A 16,286-nucleotide genomic window follows, 5' to 3' on the forward strand; every position below is an offset into this window, starting at 1 on the left:
TGTGAAAACGTATTTACAATCTTTGGAAAGTCGTAAATGTTTACTTTCCAAATCTTTCCCATGGACCGGTAATGGCCACCGTGTCACCGTTTTCTTGGACGTTGACAAACAATGTTTTTCCCGAGGGTGAAAACACCGCTCCCGTAAGCTCGGATCTGGAGCTTTTGTTACGCGCCAAGGTATAGATATTTCCATCTTTATCAATTCCCTTAATATGGTTCAACTCACCGTTATCCTCACATAGAAGAACATCTCCCCATGGAGCAATCGTAAGGTTGTCGCACATGTGCAAAACCGTCTTGTCGTTGGATTCCGCATAAAGTTCGAGCATGGCCGGCTCTTCAGTTTCGCCTTCTAAACCTTCTTTTGGTGATAGGCTGTATTTGAAAACCTGTCCGAAATTTTGGGGTCCTCCATTGGTACAGGCGAAGAAGAGTTCGCCATCTCCCATCCATATTCCTTCACCGCGTGCAAAACGAGCGGCTCCCAATTCGAATCCCCTAAATCTTAAATCATCCTCTGGAGATTCCACATCATCCAAATCTATCCAGAACACTTCCATGGACTGATTCCTAGGCACCAAAGGTGTTTCCCAATTTCTAGTGTCAAGACTATTTTTTTCCTTTATGGCCAATGCCTGCAATAATCCCCCGGCCATAAGATTTTCCTTCTCCTTAGGGATAAACCGGTAAATCAGCCCATCGTGTCTGTCCTCAGTAAGATAAACACAGCCTGAAACGGGATCCACCGCCACCGCTTCATGGTTAAAACGTCCCATTGCCTTTATCGGGACGGGAGCTACCATTCCCTTGGCGTTCATGGGCACCTCAAATACATAACCGTGATCTTCAAGGATTTGCTTGCCGTCCGCTTTGGTAACATCCTCTTCACATGTAATCCAAGACCCCCAAGGTGAAACTCCGCCAGCGCAGTTGCGGTATGTACCTGCCAAACTTAAATATTGCTCTGTAACGGTTTCCGTGTCCTCATCGTAAATCAATGTAGTGGTGCCTCCCAATCCAGGATTGGTTCCACTACCAGAATCGTAAAGTTTCGCCAAATCCACTTCGGATATCAACTCATTATTTGGTCCAAATGGACTGTGTTCCAATGTTGTGGCGCTATTCTCATGGTTTCTTATGATGACAACCTTCCCAGTTTCATCAAGAAAAGCCCCCATACCATCGGGCCTTCCAGGAACCAACAAACCATCGGACATTTTCTCACCAGACCTTGAGATAACCTTATACGAAAACCCTTCTGGAAGATCTAGATATCCCTTGGGATCTAGTTTTAAATCCAAGCTACCTGCATCACCGACCTCAGTTTCCACCTCTTTCTTTTTCTTATTTGTACAATTGACCAGCGATATCAATGCCAATGAGGTAAGTGTTGATTGTTTTATGAAATGTCTACGGGTGTAATCTTTCTGGTTATCATCCATGATACTTGACTAATTTTATGCTTTGGATTAAACTACTATTGATTGGTCTATGAGATTCTCCTAGGGTGTGCCTCTTTCCACAAAGTTATACATTGAAATAAAAAAATCGCCTGCTACAGATTTCAAAACGTTTTACTAACCTCTGCTAAACATACTGTTTGTGCACGCAACTAATCCTTAAGGAAGTTGTTATTGAATACATTTTGAGATCAAATCTAGTACCCGGCAGCTTGTCCATCCTTTCGGCTTTCCGAGGCTCCATGATAGACTTTGTTTTCGTCATCCCATAAAATTGCCTGGTAACCGCCGTAGATTCCTCTCGCAGTACCAATTCTGTGGCCTTTATCCATCAAGCCCCGAATAGTGGAATAAGGTATCCCGGATTCTGTTCGAATCATTCCTGTGTTTTCCGTGGTTTTTCCCATTGGGCTAGCTCCTCCTGTATGATCCCATCGTGGAGCATCACCAGCTTCCTGTATGTTCATTCCAAAATCGATGAGGTTCATTACGATCTGCGTGTGGCCCATGGGCTGGAAATCTCCTCCCATAACACCAAAACTGAGGTAAGGTTTGCCATCTTTGGTAACAAAGGCCGGAATAATGGTATGAAAGGGTCTTTTTCGTGATTCGTAAGTATTGGCCTGTCCACGCTGAAGGCTGAATAATTCTCCCCGATCTTGAAGCATAAAGCCCAATTTGGGTGGAGCCATTCCGGAGCCCATTCCCCGATAATTACTCTGAATCAATGATATCATGCTGCCTTCGTTGTCCGCTACGGTCATATAAATTGTTTCGCCAGCCGAGATCTTCCCTGCCGAGTACATCCCAGCTCTATCTCCAATCTGTTTTCTTCTGTTTTCGGCATATTTGTCCGAGAGTAACTCTTCAACCGGAACGTCGAAAAAGTCCATGTCGGCATAATATTTCGCCCGATCTTCAAAGGCCAATTTCTTGGCTTCGGTAAAGAGATGAAGGTGTTCTGCACTACCAAATTCAATATTTGAAAAATCAAACCCTTCCAATATTTGTAACATTTGAAGCGCTGCAATACCCTGACCGTTAGGAGGAAGTTCCCAGACATCGTATCCCCGATAATTGATGGACACAGGTTCCACCCACTCTGATTTGTGAGCTGCCAAGTCTTTGGCGGACAAAAAACCTCCTTGTTCTTTTATGAATTTTCCAATGGTACGCGCAATTTCCCCTTTGTAAAATGAATCTCGACCTCCGTCGGCAATCTTTCGGTAGGTGTTGGCCAAATACGGGTTTTTATAGATTTCTCCTTCATTGGGCAATTTTCCGCCATTTTGGGATTTATAGGTGTCGTCAATGTTCGGGAACCCTTTGGATTCAAAAAAGGGAATGGTACGTTGCATATACCACGCAATCAATTCTGTCAATGGAAAGCCCTTTTCTGCATAATCGATAGCCGGGGCCAGAATCTCCTTAATAGGTTTTGACCCAAATTTTTGGTGCAGTTCAAACCAGCCATCAACGGCGCCTGGCACACTAACAGGCAGTGGTCCATGTGATGGGATTTTTTCCATTCCCTGTTCCTCGAAGTACTCCAAACTTAGTTTTTGAGGGGAGCGACCGCTGGCGTTGAGCCCATAGAGTTTTTTTGTTTTTCCATCCCAAACAATGGCAAATAAATCTCCTCCTATACCACACCCTGTAGGTTCCATGAGTCCCAGGGCTGCATTGGCAGCGATGGCCGCATCAATGGCATTACCCCCATCTTTTAGGATATCGAGTCCAACTTGGGTAGCCAAGGGATGGCTTGTCGCAACCATTCCGTTTTGGCCAAGTACCACTGAACGTGTTGCAAAAGGTTCACCGGTAATTCGGTCTTGAGCGGTAGAAAATTGTGCGAAAATTATAAGGCAAAACAGGCAAAGAAAACAGTTTTTCATAATCGTCTTTATCTCTTCCGAAAGTACAAAAAATTGGTATTGACGTCCAATTATTGACCAACTACTAAATACGATAAAAAGTCTTCCTGTCCAACACGAAACTACCTGACAAGTTAGAGCTGTTTGATTATTTTTACCAAGGAATGGGATAGTATGGTTGTATTGTTCTGGCTATTGAATTAGGAATTCCTGCTTTTCAATTGGCCATTTTCCGAGCAATAAAACAAAAAAGCCGAGATTAAAAATCTCGGCTTTCTCTTATGTACCTTGGGTGGGAATCGAACCCACACTCCCGAAAGAACTGGATTTTGAATCCAGCGCGTCTACCAATTCCGCCACCAAGGCTAAATTTGTATTCCCTTTTTGAAATGGGACTGCAAAGCTAAAAAATTATTTTATTTACCACCAAAAATACCTTGATTAATCCTTTAGCAACCCGAATTAATTTTTAAATTTGCACCGCTTTTAAGGGATAGCACTTTTAATAAGCTAGAAAACAAGAGTTTGTAATGCCGTATCAAGTTCCAGAACCTAAAATATTTGCTTGTACCCAAAGTACTGTGCTAGGTGAAAAAATAGCCGCTTCCTATGGCGCGGACTTAGGAAAGGTGCTGTTCTCTAGATACAGTGATGGTGAATTCCAACCTTCGTTTGAAGAATCCATTCGTGGAGCCCGTATTTTTATCATTGGTTCTACCAATCCAAGTTCTGAAAATTTGATGGAAATGTTGTTGATGCTCGATGCGGCAAAAAGAGCTTCAGCAAGGCATATTACCGCGGTAATGCCTTACTTTGGATGGGCCAGACAGGATAGAAAGGATAAGCCACGTGTTCCCATCGCGGCCAAGCTAGTGGCCAAGATGTTGGAAACCGCTGGGGCCACACGGATTATCACCATGGACTTACATGCGGATCAAATCCAAGGTTTCTTTGAAAAACCCGTCGACCACCTTTTCGCTTCAACCTTGTTTTTACCTTATTTGAGAAACCTAAATCTGGATAATCTTTGTATCGCTTCTCCGGACATGGGTGGATCTAAAAGAGCGTATGCCTATTCAAAAGCATTGGAAAGTGATGTTGTCATTTGTTACAAGCAACGCGCCAAAGCCAATGTTATCTCGCACATGGAACTGATCGGTGAGGTAAAAGGCAAGAATGTGGTTTTGGTGGATGATATGGTCGATACAGCAGGAACATTGACCAAGGCTGCCGACCTAATGATCGAGCGAGGTGCTAAAAGTGTTAGGGCGATTACCACACATGGCTTGCTATCGGGCAGCGCTTATGAGCGCATAGAGCAGTCAAAATTAACTGAACTGATCGTCACGGATTCTATTCCAGTGTCCGAAGATCATAATAATAAGATAAAGGTATTGAGTTGTGCCAACCTTTTTGCTGATGTTATGCATAGGGTGCACCATAATACCTCTATTTCGTCAAAATTTTTAATGTAGCCTTCGACTACGCTCAGGCCCACATGTCTGGCAATTCGAAAATGAATAAGAATAAATTAAATATTTTATAGATAACAGAAGTTATGAAGTCAATTACTATCAAAGGATCCCAAAGAGAAAGCGTGGGCAAGGTATCTACCAAAGCCTTACGTAATGCTGGAAAGGTCCCTTGCGTGATGTACGGAGGGGATAAGCCATTGCACTTTTCAGCAGATGAACTATCATTTAGACATTTGGTGTACACCCCAAACGCACACACGGCTGTGATTGAGTTGGAAGACGGCCAAAAGTTTGAAGCGGTATTGCAAGATATCCAGTTTCACCCAGTGACGGATAAAATTTTGCATATCGACTTTTACCAATTGTTCAAGGACAAACCTGTTACCATGAACATTCCTGTACGTTTGGAAGGAAATTCTCCAGGTGTGAGAAACGGTGGACGTCTACTTTTCAGAAAAAGAAAGCTTTCCATCAAAGCATTGCCAGATTTGTTACCTGATTTTATCACAATTGATATTTCAAAGTTGAGAATCGGAGGAACTATTCCTGTAGAAACAATTTTGAGCGATGACTATACCATTCTTCACCCCGACAGCACCGCTGTTGTTCAGGTTAAGGCCTCTAGAACATCTGTTGATGATGAGGAAGAAGAAGAGGAAGAAACTGAAGGTGCAGAAGGAACTGAAGCAGCAGAAGGTGGAGAGGCTCCAGCAGCAGAGGCTCCAGCAGCAGAGGCTACCGAGTAGTTTCGCACTGTAAATTAAATAAGCATCCCAGCTGCATGATTTCATGGAGTTTGGGATGCTTTTGTATTTTTGAACAAATGGAAACCTTCCCATGTTCCAATTTATCAAAGCACTTTTTGGCAAACCACAACGGATATCACAAGAAGCTGACAGCATGAAAAAATTCCTGATTATCGGACTTGGAAACATCGGGGCTGAGTACGAAGAAACAAGACACAATATTGGGTTTAGAATCTTGGATTTCCTTGCAGAAAAGGAGAACTTTTCGTTCGAAACCGCAAAACTTGGTGCCATTGCATCTTTTAAGCACAAGGGAAGAAGTGTCCTGTGCTTAAAACCATCCACCTATATGAACTTAAGTGGAAAAGCAGTCAAATATTGGATGGAGAAAGAACAGATTCCTTTAGAAAATGTATTGATCATTACCGATGATATCAATTTACCTTTCGGAACACTGCGCTTAAAGACCAAAGGCAGTGATGGTGGGCATAATGGTTTAAAGGATGTTCAGAATACGCTTCAAACAGGCCAATACAACCGTTTTAGGTTTGGAGTGGGCTCGGAGTTCTCTAAAGGCAGACAAGTGGATTATGTGCTGGGCAAATGGAATGAAGACGAGGTCGGTGCATTACCAGAACGATTGCAAAAATCCTCGGACTTAATCCGCTCGTTCATCTTTTCAGGTGTCAAAAACACCATGAACCAGTTTAACGGGACTTAATTATTATCAGAATGTCCTAAACTCAAAGATCCCTGAATCGGAGTTGTTCCCTTCAGCATCGGTTGTAATGACTTTCCAATAGTAGATAGTTCCAGACTCAACACCTACACTTAACTCCATAGTATTGGCATTTGTTGTCCCCAGCGAGGTAGTAGGTGGATTATCTGTTGCAAAGAAAACTTCAAAATTGGTAATGTCATTCTCAACATCAGCTCCTTGCCAGACCAAGGTAACTTCGTTGTCGATGTCCCTTTGAACCGTAGACCCAGAAACCGGGCTAACCAACTGCGCTGGAAACGGAGCATACGTTGTCTGTGATCCCGCATTGTAGAACAACCATGTCTCGCTAGTGGCCACCTGATCTGATTGTGAATTCTGCGAAGTCACGGACCATGAATAGGGTGCTCCCTTAACGATGGACAAGCTGGCTGAAGTAGCTGCGGTTGAAATGTTCTGCGGAATATTGGTTTCAAGATTCACCGCACTTAGCGTATAACTATCGGTATTTGCCGAAGCCTGCCATTCAAACGTAACCTGACTCAATGTTTCATTGACACTTATTCCTGTTGTGCATTCTGAGTTTTGATTGGGAAAAACCAAATTTGCACCACCCGGAGCCGGTGGTGGGTCATCGCTACCACAGGACCATAGCATTACCAGTACTAACAAACTTAGAAAAAACCGCTTCATTCTTTTATCAATTTAAACTCCTCATATATTTCCGAACCCTGTACTCGCATAAAGTAAACTCCGGTCTGTAATCCTGAAAAATCCATTTCAAGTTCATTTCCTTCTACCCTTCTTGTAGTTTTCAGCACCAACTGTCCGTTGGAGGAAAACACGTGAATATTCAAATCCCCAACAAAACCATTGAGAAATACCCTAGTATCCGCACCTACAGGATTTCGGTACAGTATGGGTTTGGAGGAAATAAAGAACGAATCCTCATAAGTTCCCTGACAAGGCAAGTTGGTGAACACTTTAAGCGTATTTAATCCCTCTTTAAGCTCCAATTGAATATCGGAAGCTGTTGTCTGCGTGACCAGTCCATTCAATTCAACATTGTACAATGAACCTCCATCCATTGTTAGGCTTAGCATATTTTCATCAACAGTGGCAAAAGTGGAGAGCAATGCGGGTTCCTCGATCACCACATTAAAACATACCTCTTGATAGGTTATGGAACCATCTGTACCGTTGATACAAAGCGAATAGCTTCCTCCAGTAAGATTTTGAAACGTATGCGCATCAGTAAAATCAGCATTCAGGTTGGTACTTCCTCCGCTCAAAACAGCTGTATATGTGATAGAAGTATCCACTGCCGTAATGGCTACAGAGCCATCGTTGTTATCCCGACAGGACTCACTTTGTATTTGTATCGTGAAATTATCGGCTGCAAATCGATTCACTGGACAACCACTTGTATCTACTTCAACGCCTTTGGGAGTTCCTAAACAAAGGTCGTCGCCATCATCAAAAACACCATCTTCATCATCATCTGGCCTGAACGCTCCTTCCGCACACACTTCAAGCGAAAAAGCAACCAAAGAGCCTCCATCATTTGCTGCCGTATCCCTGATCTCCAAGGTCCATTCACCTAAGGTCGTTTCCCCATTCAATGAGGACAAAGACCCCAAAGGAGCAACAGTTCCCGAAATAGCAGGGTTCCCGGAGCATACCAGAGCAGATCCTGAATCATCAAAAACAGCATTGATGTTATTTGCATCCCCACAGGCATTGGACACCAAAGTCACACGAGTTCCAGATGGAGAAATAAGATCAATAATCAAGTCTTCCAAAAAAGTATGGGTGAGCTCAATACTCACATTGACATCCGAAACTGGTAAATCTTCAAATAATTGTACCGATGTTACGATTGTTGGAGTTCCTGCAGCAGGTATATTTAAAGGTAATCCGCTCGGTTCCATACTCTTGCAATCCACTTGATTCGTTGTAAAACTAAATGGGGTCCCAAAGGTGCCCACTCCACAATTGTTGCTGGGCCTTACCCTCCAAAAATATTCAGTTTCGGCACTTAACCCTGTGGTCTGATAGAAATTAAAAGGAATTGAAGCAGATTCCACGATACTTGTAAAACCAACATCTGTGGCTATCTCAACGTCATAACTGGTATACAGGTCACTTCCTACCCATTGCAATAGGGGTTGTACAGCGGTGTTGGCCTGCATATCCGTCGGTGATGACAACACAACATCGGTAAAGTTTCCATCATTGATAACCAAAGTAAGTTGAACATTTTTGGTAACTGATGCGGAAGTAGCTGTTACGGTAATTTCATAAGAACCCGGTGTAGCTGCATTGGTATTGGAAATGGTCAAATCCACCGCGGTATCATCCGCGCTTGCCTGGGTAGGTGAAAAAGAATCCGTAACTCCAGCAGGCAATCCTGAAATCGAAAATGTCGAAGTTTCACTAAATCCAGCAAAAGTCTCATAAACAAAGGATATCACACTATTATTAGGTTGACAAACCTGATGCGATAACTCTTGAAAGTTCAGTACCACTTGTGATTCTTGTATAGTGAAATCCGAAGCATTGACCGCAAAGAACACATTGTCGCTAGCCTTAACCATTATCCGAGCTGTGGTAGTTGCACCCCCCGGAATCAGAACTTCCTCGCTCCCATCATTCAAAATATCATCGGCAAGGGTAATCGGGAAAGTAACACCTCCATCCAGGGACAGCAAGATATCCACATTTGTGGCATCTATTGGTAATATATTGGTATTGGCTACATCCCATGTAATCTCTTGAGTAGAACCTCCCTCATAAACTTCATTTGTAGATTGCGAAGTAACCGAAAAAGGGCCCGCTGATTTAATCACTTGAACATCTAAAATATCAGCAACCACTTGTCCTCCACCTGTAGCATTGTCCCTTACGGTAAGTGCAAACCGCATATCCCGTTCAATATTGGACACGGTTTCCCAAGCCTCGTTTATCTGAGGGTTGGTCTGAGTGAGATTTCCATCAACCACCCTGGACAATCTTGGAAAATATCTTTCCGGGTCGGTTGTTGGCGGTAATGATCTAAAATTTGCTCCACTTGGGTTATCCGGACCAAAATTACTGGTGGTCACGACACCATCATCTATCTGTTCCCAGGTATAGGTAAGCACGTCCCCGACATCACTGTCCGTTGCTGAACCTTCAAGCACAAATGCCGTCCCTATTGGAATAATATAATCCCCCATTGGAGCAACTACTGGAGGAGTGTTCGTCAAAACTGTGGTCTGGGCACATGAAGTTGTCTGTAAATAATTGGAAATCTGAACAATGCTGTGATAGTGGAAATAGTTGTCCCCATTTGGAGCAACATCGTTGCCCGGCACAATTCCTGCGTAACCCATAATTGTAGTTCCGCTCGCAGGTTCGGCTTGTACACCGCTTCCTTCAGATTCAAAAGACCAGGTATGGTTGGCACCAAACTGGTGGCCCAACTCATGGGAAACAAAATCAAAATCAAAAATATCTCCTTGAGGTTCGGAGGCGGAAGAAAAAGCGCTTCCTTTTCTGTTATCCACACAAACCGCCCCAATAAATCCAGCATTTCCATTATTCTGTGCGGGGGTTTCAACTTTGTTGAAAAGGTGCCCAACATCATAATTGGCCTCCCCAATGGTCGAGGTCAGCGTGCTTTGCACCTGGGCGTTCAAGTTTCCATTGTAAGGATCTGTGGCGGCATCTGTAAAAATGACTTGATCATTATTCGCAACCAATTCCAAGGTAACTCCTAAATTAGATTCAAACACCTCATTTATACGGGTTAAAGTAGCATTTATGGCCGCCAGAGCATCTGCCACCGTACCTCCATGAAAATCGGTGTATTCCCCAGTTGTGGATACAGCAATTCTATATCTTCTCAAAAGTTGATCCCCGACCAGGGGTACAATTGTTTTAGCTGTGCTTTGGTCCAATTTCTTTTCAATACTTTGTTGAAACTTTGCAGTATGGCATGCAAAACCAACTTTGGAAACATCTCCCCTTTTATAGACCACATAGGCTCCCTTTTTGTTCAACACAGGTTCCATAAACGCGGTTTTACGACTTTGTAAATCCACGATCATACTTTGCAGCCCTTTATGGGAACTACTAAGTTTCGCTCTGTATTTTCCATCCAAACTCAGTCCCGAATAGGACTTGATACTAGGATATTTCTTGGCAAGATCAGGATGGAACACTGCCGTTTCCTTAAGAGCAAAGGGGATCATTTTGCCATCCCCAGTCGGAAGATAAATGGCGTAGTTACCTCCTTTAGAAAGGTTTGGGGACTTCAACTCTTTGGAAAACAGACCATCATCAAGAGAAAAAACCGCTCCGGCCTTGTCCATATTTTCCACAGAAATACTCTTGAAACTCGATTTTTTCGGAATCGATTTCCAATATCCCTGTTGTGCATAAGTACAAAAGCATGCAAAAAATATGGTTATTGAAGAAACAAGATGTAATTTAGCTTTCATACGAATGGGGCATATGTCAAATTCAAAAATAGCCTTTTTTATTTTCTTGATTACGTGGTAACAGTCCAAGGCATTTCTCAGTTTACAGATATTTCCTTTCAAACTGCCGTAACCATTGGCACTTTTGATGGTGTCCATCTCGGTCATGGCAAGATATTGGAACGCCTCATAAATAATGCCAAAAATGAAGGATTAAAGTCCACAGTGCTTACTTTTTTCCCCCATCCAAGGATGGTATTGCAAAAAGACACGGATATCAGGTTGTTGAACACTTTGGACGAAAAAATCAGGATTTTGGATGAAATGGGACTGGATTACTTGATCATACATCCGTTTACCAAAGATTTTTCCCGTTTGTCAGCCACCGAATTTGTCCGTGACATCTTGGTGAACAGTCTAAAGACCAAAAAAATCATAATCGGCTATGATCATAGATTTGGCAGAAACCGCAATGCCAATATCCAAGACCTAATAACGTTCGGAAACACCCTTGATTTTGAGGTTGAAGAAATTCCTGCACAGGAAATCGATGAAGTTTCGGTAAGTTCCACTAAAATCAGAAACGCCCTTATTGATGGAGATATTGCTACGGCTAACAGCTATCTCAACTATCCATACATGTTGACGGGCACCATCAAAAAAGGAAAAGGTTTGGGCAAACAGTTTGGTTTTCCAACGGCCAACCTGCATATAGCAGAGGAGTATAAACTTGTTCCAAAAAACGGGGTATACGTGGTAAAAAGCCTCCTTAATGGCATTGAATATCACGGTATGATGAACATTGGATACAATCCTACAGTTTCTGGCACCGAAAAGAGCATAGAGGTGAATTTTTTTGAGTTTGGGGGAGATTTGTACGACCAAAAAATTCAGGTGGATATTTTACATCGTATTCGCGATGAACATAAATTTGATTCTGTTAAAGAACTACAAGAACAACTCAAGCAAGACAAGAAACAGTCGCTCTTATTAATCTCCAAGTAAGATGCTCACGCAATTTCTTTTTAAAAAAATTGACAATGCCCCGCTCATCGTTTTCAGAGTGTTCTATGGGCTTTTGGTGAGTGCAGAGTGTTATGGGGCAATTGCTACGGGCTGGGTTAGAAAAACCCTTGTCGAACCCAAGTTCACCTTCAGTTTTATCGGTTTTGAATGGCTACAGCCCTTACCGGGGAGCGGAATGTATATCTATTTTGCCATTATGGGTACTTTAGGGCTTCTGATTACCGTAGGGTATAAATATAGATATAGTGCTTTTGCCTTTGCCCTAATGTGGACTGCCGTTTATTTGATGCAAAAGACCTCATACAACAACCATTATTACCTGCTAATGCTATTGGCCTACATAATGGCCTTTTTTCCTGCAGAACGAAGTTTTTCGTTGGATGCAAAGCAAAATCCGTCCATTCAATCGCATTCCATGTCCAATTGGATCAGATGGACCATCATTTTGCAACTTTTTATAGTATACACCTATGCCTCCGTGGCAAAACTGTACGAGGATTGGTTGGATTTCAGCATCATCGAAATTTTAATGAAATCCAAAAGCGATTATTATGTTATCGGTGAATTGCTTCAACAGAAATGGGTGCATAAAATAGTAGGTGTGTTCGGTATTCTATTCGATCTGCTCATTGTACCGGCCCTTCTCTGGAAACCAACACGAAAGATAGCTTTTGCTTTCTCGATATTTTTCCATTTGTTCAACAGCATTGTCTTCCAGATTGGGATTTTCCCATATTTGTCACTAGCATTTACAGTGTTCTTTTTCCCTCCACAGACCATACGCAATATCTTCCTGAAACCTAAAAAGATAACTATTGAAGAGACCTTGGATCACCCTAAAAACCAGAAATGGATGATATCCGTTCTCTGCATTTATTTCGTGGCCCAAATACTTTTGCCCCTACGACACCATACATTTAAAGATGATGTTCTCTGGACGGAGGAAGGACATCGGCTTAGCTGGCGGATGATGCTCCGAAGTCGCTCCGGGAACATTCGCTTCAAGGTTGTCAATAAGCAGACTAACCAAGGTGAATATATTGACTTAGATAAATATCTGACCAAAAAACAACGTCGAAAAGTTGCTACTTATCCAGATTTTATATGGCAGTTTGCCCAGCACCTAAAAGAAGAGTATGCTGATAAAGGAGAAGATATTCAGGTTTTTGTTTACGGTAAAGTCAAAGTGAACAAAAGAAAATATCAAGAGCTTATAGATCCGAAAGTGGACTTGGCAAGTGTTCCTTGGAAACATTTTGCACATAATGAATGGATAAGGCCTTCCAATAAAGAATAATAGTTGGGCAACTATTCAGTTTGACTTAAATTTGCGGCTCAAAACAAGGCCATGCTTCAATTACAGACGATTCGGGAAAACAGGGAAAGTATCATTACTGCTCTCAAAAAAAGAAATATTGATGCCGAACCTATCTTGTCCGCTATTCTTGATTTGGATGAAAAAAGACGAGCTATCCAAACCGAGCTGGACGGCACTTTAGCCGAATCCAACAAGCTTTCAAAAGAAATAGGCATGCTTTTCAAATCTGGAAAAGCTGAAGAGGCCAATACGCTCAAAGCTCAAACCGCAGGCCTAAAAGAAGCGTCAAAACAGTTGGGCGAAGAGCTTGCTGCCACTACGGAAGCATTGCAAGACCAGCTGTACCAAGTTCCCAACATTCCGCACGAATCGGTTCCGGCGGGAAACACCGATGAGGATAACGAAGAGGTTTTTCGAGAAGGCGACATCCCATCACTTAACGAAGGGGCATTGCCGCATTGGGAACTCGCTAAAAAATATGACATTATCGATTTTGAACTTGGTGTAAAGGTAACTGGTGCCGGGTTTCCCGTTTACAAGGGAAAGGGCGCCCGATTACAACGCGCCTTGATCTCTTATTTTCTGGATAAAAACACTGAGGCCGGATACACCGAGGTGCAGCCACCCCTTATGGTCAACGAAGCTTCTGGCTATGGTACTGGTCAGCTCCCAGATAAGGAAGGTCAGATGTACCATGTTCAAGCAGATGATCTTTATCTAATCCCGACCGCCGAGGTTCCTATTACCAACTTGCACCGGGGAGATATAGTTTCCCAAGAGAATTTCCCGATAAAGTATACCGGCTATACTCCCTGTTTTAGAAGGGAAGCTGGAAGTTACGGGGCCCATGTTCGCGGATTGAACCGCCTGCACCAGTTTGATAAGGTCGAAGTGGTCAGGATTGAACATCCCAACAAATCGTATCAGGCATTGGATGAGATGGTGGAACATGTGAAAAATATACTTCGAGAATTGAAATTACCGTATCGTATTTTACGATTGTGCGGGGGCGATTTAGGATTCACTTCTGCTTTGACATTCGATTTCGAAGTGTTTTCAACCGCTCAGGACAGATGGCTGGAAATAAGTTCCGTTTCCAATTTTGAGACCTTCCAAGCGAACCGGTTGAAGCTTCGATATAAGGATGAAAATGGGAAAAGTCAACTGGCCCACACACTAAATGGGAGTGCCTTGGCTTTGCCAAGGGTTTTGGCAGGAATCTTGGAAAATTATCAGACCCCGGATGGCATCAAAATTCCAGAGGTTTTGGTTCCTTATTGTGGATTTGAGATGATCAAATAGGCGCCATTTAACCTTTTTATTTGGATTCACTTAACAGAATTCCGCCTTTTTCTACGTTATATTTGAAATAAAAGAACGTATTGCGATTCCTGTTATTCCTTATTACCTACCTTATATTTCAAAGTTCCGTCCATGCGCAGGAAGATTTTCTTGCCAAGCAGTATTTCAATGACGGGGCCTACGAAAAAGCGGTGGTTTTCTATGAAAAACTTGTTCGGAAGAATCCCAGGCGCACAGATTATTCAGAAGGACTTGTGGCCTGCTACCAACAATTGGAGAGGTATACTGACGCCGAGAGCTTCCTATTGAAAAAAATAGAGGACACCTATGCCTTCCCTACTTTTTTCATTGAGCTGGGATACAATTATACATTGCAAAATCAACCTGAGAAATCCAGTATCTATTACGATAAGGCACTGTTCAAAATCGATGAAAATCCAAATTACGGTTACAGCGTTGGGTATCGATTCCAAAAATATGCTTTGCTGGAGTATGCCATACGGGCTTATACCCGCGCAATGGCCCTAAAACCGGATTTGAATTATGATTTTCAGTTGGCCAGAATTTATGGTGAGCAAGGCGACATTGAAAAAATGTACCAATCTTATCTCAACCTTATCGCAGAAGGAAGGACTTCGCGTTCCAATGTGCTAAGAAATATCGATGATTTTATTTCCGAAGACCCAGCCAATGCCAATAATGTATTGCTAAGGAAAGTGTTGCTCAAAAACGCACAAAAAAATCCAGATGTGCTATGGAACGAGTTGTTGAGTTGGCTTTTTGTGCAACAAAAACAATACAATAGCGCTTTCGGACAGGAAAAAGCCATTTATAAGCGCACAGATGAAACCTCATTGGACCGACTTAACAGTTTGGGTCAAATTGCCTTGGAGGATAAAAACCATAATTCGGCCACTTCCATCTTTGAGTTTATTGTGGAAAACAGCAATGACCCAGTCTCCAAATTGAACGCTGAGCTGCATTTAATCGATATTGAGCTTATCGAGGCCAATGGTAAAAAACTCAATGCGGTGCAAAAGAAGTTCGATGAACTAGTGTTGGAATATGGTAATCAAAGCAGAACACTCCAATTGCAAATTGCCTATGCCAATTTCCTCACATTCAAAAAAGAAAACCCGGCCCCGGCCATTGCCATGTTGAAGGAAAGCTTGGAACTACCCTTGGGTCGCATGGGAAAAGCCTATGTAAAATTGGCCCTTGGTGATATTTTGGTGTTTGACCAAAAGTTCAATCAAGCTCTTATCTATTTTACCCAAGTACAAAAAAGCCTAAAAAATGATATTCTTGGTCAGGATGCCCGTTTTAAAGTAGCCCAGACCAGTTTTTATAAGGGAGATTTTGACTGGGCCTTGACCCAACTTAAGGTGCTTCGAGGTTCCACTTCACAGTTGATTGCCAATGATGCCATGCAACTGAGTTTGATAATTTCGGACAATTCCCTGGAGGATTCGACTCAAACAGCGCTTAAAAAGTACGCCCGTGCCGATTTATTGGCCTATCAAAACAAAAACGAACAGGCCATCGAGACCTTGGAAGATATTCTACAACATCATAAAGGTGAAAAAATTGAGGACGAGGCCCTCTTGAAGCAGGCCGAACTTTTGGAAGCCAAAAAATCGTATTCCGATGCGGAATTCAACTATAAAAAGATAGTGGAATTCTATGCCGATGGCATTCTTGCCGACGATGCCCATTTTGCTTTGGGTGAACTCTATCGAACTCAGTTGAATCAACCCGAAAAGGCAAAGGCACATTACGAAAAGATCATCTACAACTATCAGGACAGTTATTACTTTCCGAAGGCCCGGAAGCATTTTAGAAGGCTCCGAGGCGATGCAATCAACTAATTCTTCGTTTCTTTGATTAGCTAAACTACTTGGA

Annotated in this window: 11 protein-coding genes and 1 tRNA gene; 7 read left to right on the plus strand and 5 right to left on the minus strand. The window is 42.6% G+C overall.

Annotated elements, in window-relative coordinates; all coding sequences use genetic code 11:
* Nucleotides 1-40 precede the first annotated feature (40 nt).
* The 3 genes from ACULLH_RS18385 to ACULLH_RS18395 form a co-directional block, all read right to left on the minus strand.
* Nucleotides 41-1,444, minus strand: coding sequence for an alkaline phosphatase PhoX (locus ACULLH_RS18385; protein ID WP_454090208.1), 1,404 nt, complete (start codon nucleotides 1,442-1,444; stop codon nucleotides 41-43).
* 215 nt (nucleotides 1,445-1,659) lie between these two features.
* Nucleotides 1,660-3,237: a gamma-glutamyltransferase gene (gene ggt / locus ACULLH_RS18390; RefSeq protein ID WP_454090209.1), complete on the minus strand. Its 1,578-nt coding sequence runs from the start codon at nucleotides 3,235-3,237 to the stop codon at nucleotides 1,660-1,662.
* 383 nt (nucleotides 3,238-3,620) lie between these two features.
* Nucleotides 3,621-3,702: transfer RNA gene (locus ACULLH_RS18395), tRNA-Leu, on the minus strand.
* Nucleotides 3,703-3,866: 164 nt separating this feature from the next.
* On the opposite strand from ACULLH_RS18395, the gene ACULLH_RS18400 reads away from it, so the two are divergent.
* The 3 genes from ACULLH_RS18400 (at nucleotide 3,867) to pth (ending at nucleotide 6,278) form a co-directional block, all read left to right on the plus strand.
* A complete protein-coding gene (locus ACULLH_RS18400; RefSeq protein WP_454090210.1) occupies nucleotides 3,867-4,811 on the plus strand; it encodes a ribose-phosphate pyrophosphokinase in 945 nt (314 codons plus the stop codon).
* Between the two features lie 83 nt (nucleotides 4,812-4,894).
* On the plus strand, nucleotides 4,895-5,557 hold the full coding sequence (locus tag ACULLH_RS18405) for a 50S ribosomal protein L25/general stress protein Ctc (RefSeq protein ID WP_454090211.1): 663 nt from the start codon (nucleotides 4,895-4,897) through the stop codon (nucleotides 5,555-5,557).
* Nucleotides 5,558-5,648: 91 nt separating this feature from the next.
* Nucleotides 5,649-6,278 (plus strand): aminoacyl-tRNA hydrolase, encoded by a 630-nt coding sequence (gene pth, locus ACULLH_RS18410; RefSeq protein WP_454090212.1) that lies wholly within the window; start codon nucleotides 5,649-5,651, stop codon nucleotides 6,276-6,278.
* Between the two features lie 6 nt (nucleotides 6,279-6,284).
* Here pth and ACULLH_RS18415 read toward each other — a convergent pair whose 3' ends face one another.
* Nucleotides 6,285-6,968: a hypothetical protein gene (locus tag ACULLH_RS18415; protein WP_454090213.1), complete on the minus strand. Its 684-nt coding sequence runs from the start codon at nucleotides 6,966-6,968 to the stop codon at nucleotides 6,285-6,287.
* A complete protein-coding gene (locus ACULLH_RS18420) occupies nucleotides 6,965-10,759 on the minus strand; it encodes a reprolysin-like metallopeptidase (protein ID WP_454090214.1) in 3,795 nt (1,264 codons plus the stop codon). The genes ACULLH_RS18415 and ACULLH_RS18420 overlap by 4 nt, the downstream gene beginning before the upstream one ends.
* A 54-nt stretch (nucleotides 10,760-10,813) precedes the next feature.
* Between ACULLH_RS18420 and ACULLH_RS18425 the strand changes: the two genes are divergently transcribed.
* The 4 genes from ACULLH_RS18425 to ACULLH_RS18440 all read left to right on the plus strand — a co-directional run bounded on the left by ACULLH_RS18425 (nucleotide 10,814) and on the right by ACULLH_RS18440 (nucleotide 16,252).
* Nucleotides 10,814-11,743 carry a bifunctional riboflavin kinase/FAD synthetase gene (locus ACULLH_RS18425; RefSeq protein ID WP_454090215.1) on the plus strand — a complete coding sequence of 310 codons (930 nt, stop codon included), beginning with the start codon at nucleotides 10,814-10,816 and terminating at the stop codon, nucleotides 11,741-11,743.
* Nucleotide 11,744: 1 nt separating this feature from the next.
* Complete coding sequence (locus ACULLH_RS18430) at nucleotides 11,745-13,061, plus strand: HTTM domain-containing protein (RefSeq protein ID WP_454090216.1); 1,317 nt, start codon at nucleotides 11,745-11,747, stop codon at nucleotides 13,059-13,061.
* 51 nt (nucleotides 13,062-13,112) lie between these two features.
* Nucleotides 13,113-14,384 (plus strand): serine--tRNA ligase, encoded by a 1,272-nt coding sequence (gene serS / locus ACULLH_RS18435; protein ID WP_454090217.1) that lies wholly within the window; start codon nucleotides 13,113-13,115, stop codon nucleotides 14,382-14,384.
* A gap of 80 nt (nucleotides 14,385-14,464) precedes the next feature.
* Nucleotides 14,465-16,252, plus strand: a complete 1,788-nt coding sequence (locus tag ACULLH_RS18440) for a tetratricopeptide repeat protein (RefSeq protein WP_454090218.1) — start codon at nucleotides 14,465-14,467, stop codon at nucleotides 16,250-16,252.
* Nucleotides 16,253-16,286 lie beyond the last annotated feature (34 nt).

It is taken from the genome of Flagellimonas sp. 2504JD4-2, from assembly GCF_053642935.1.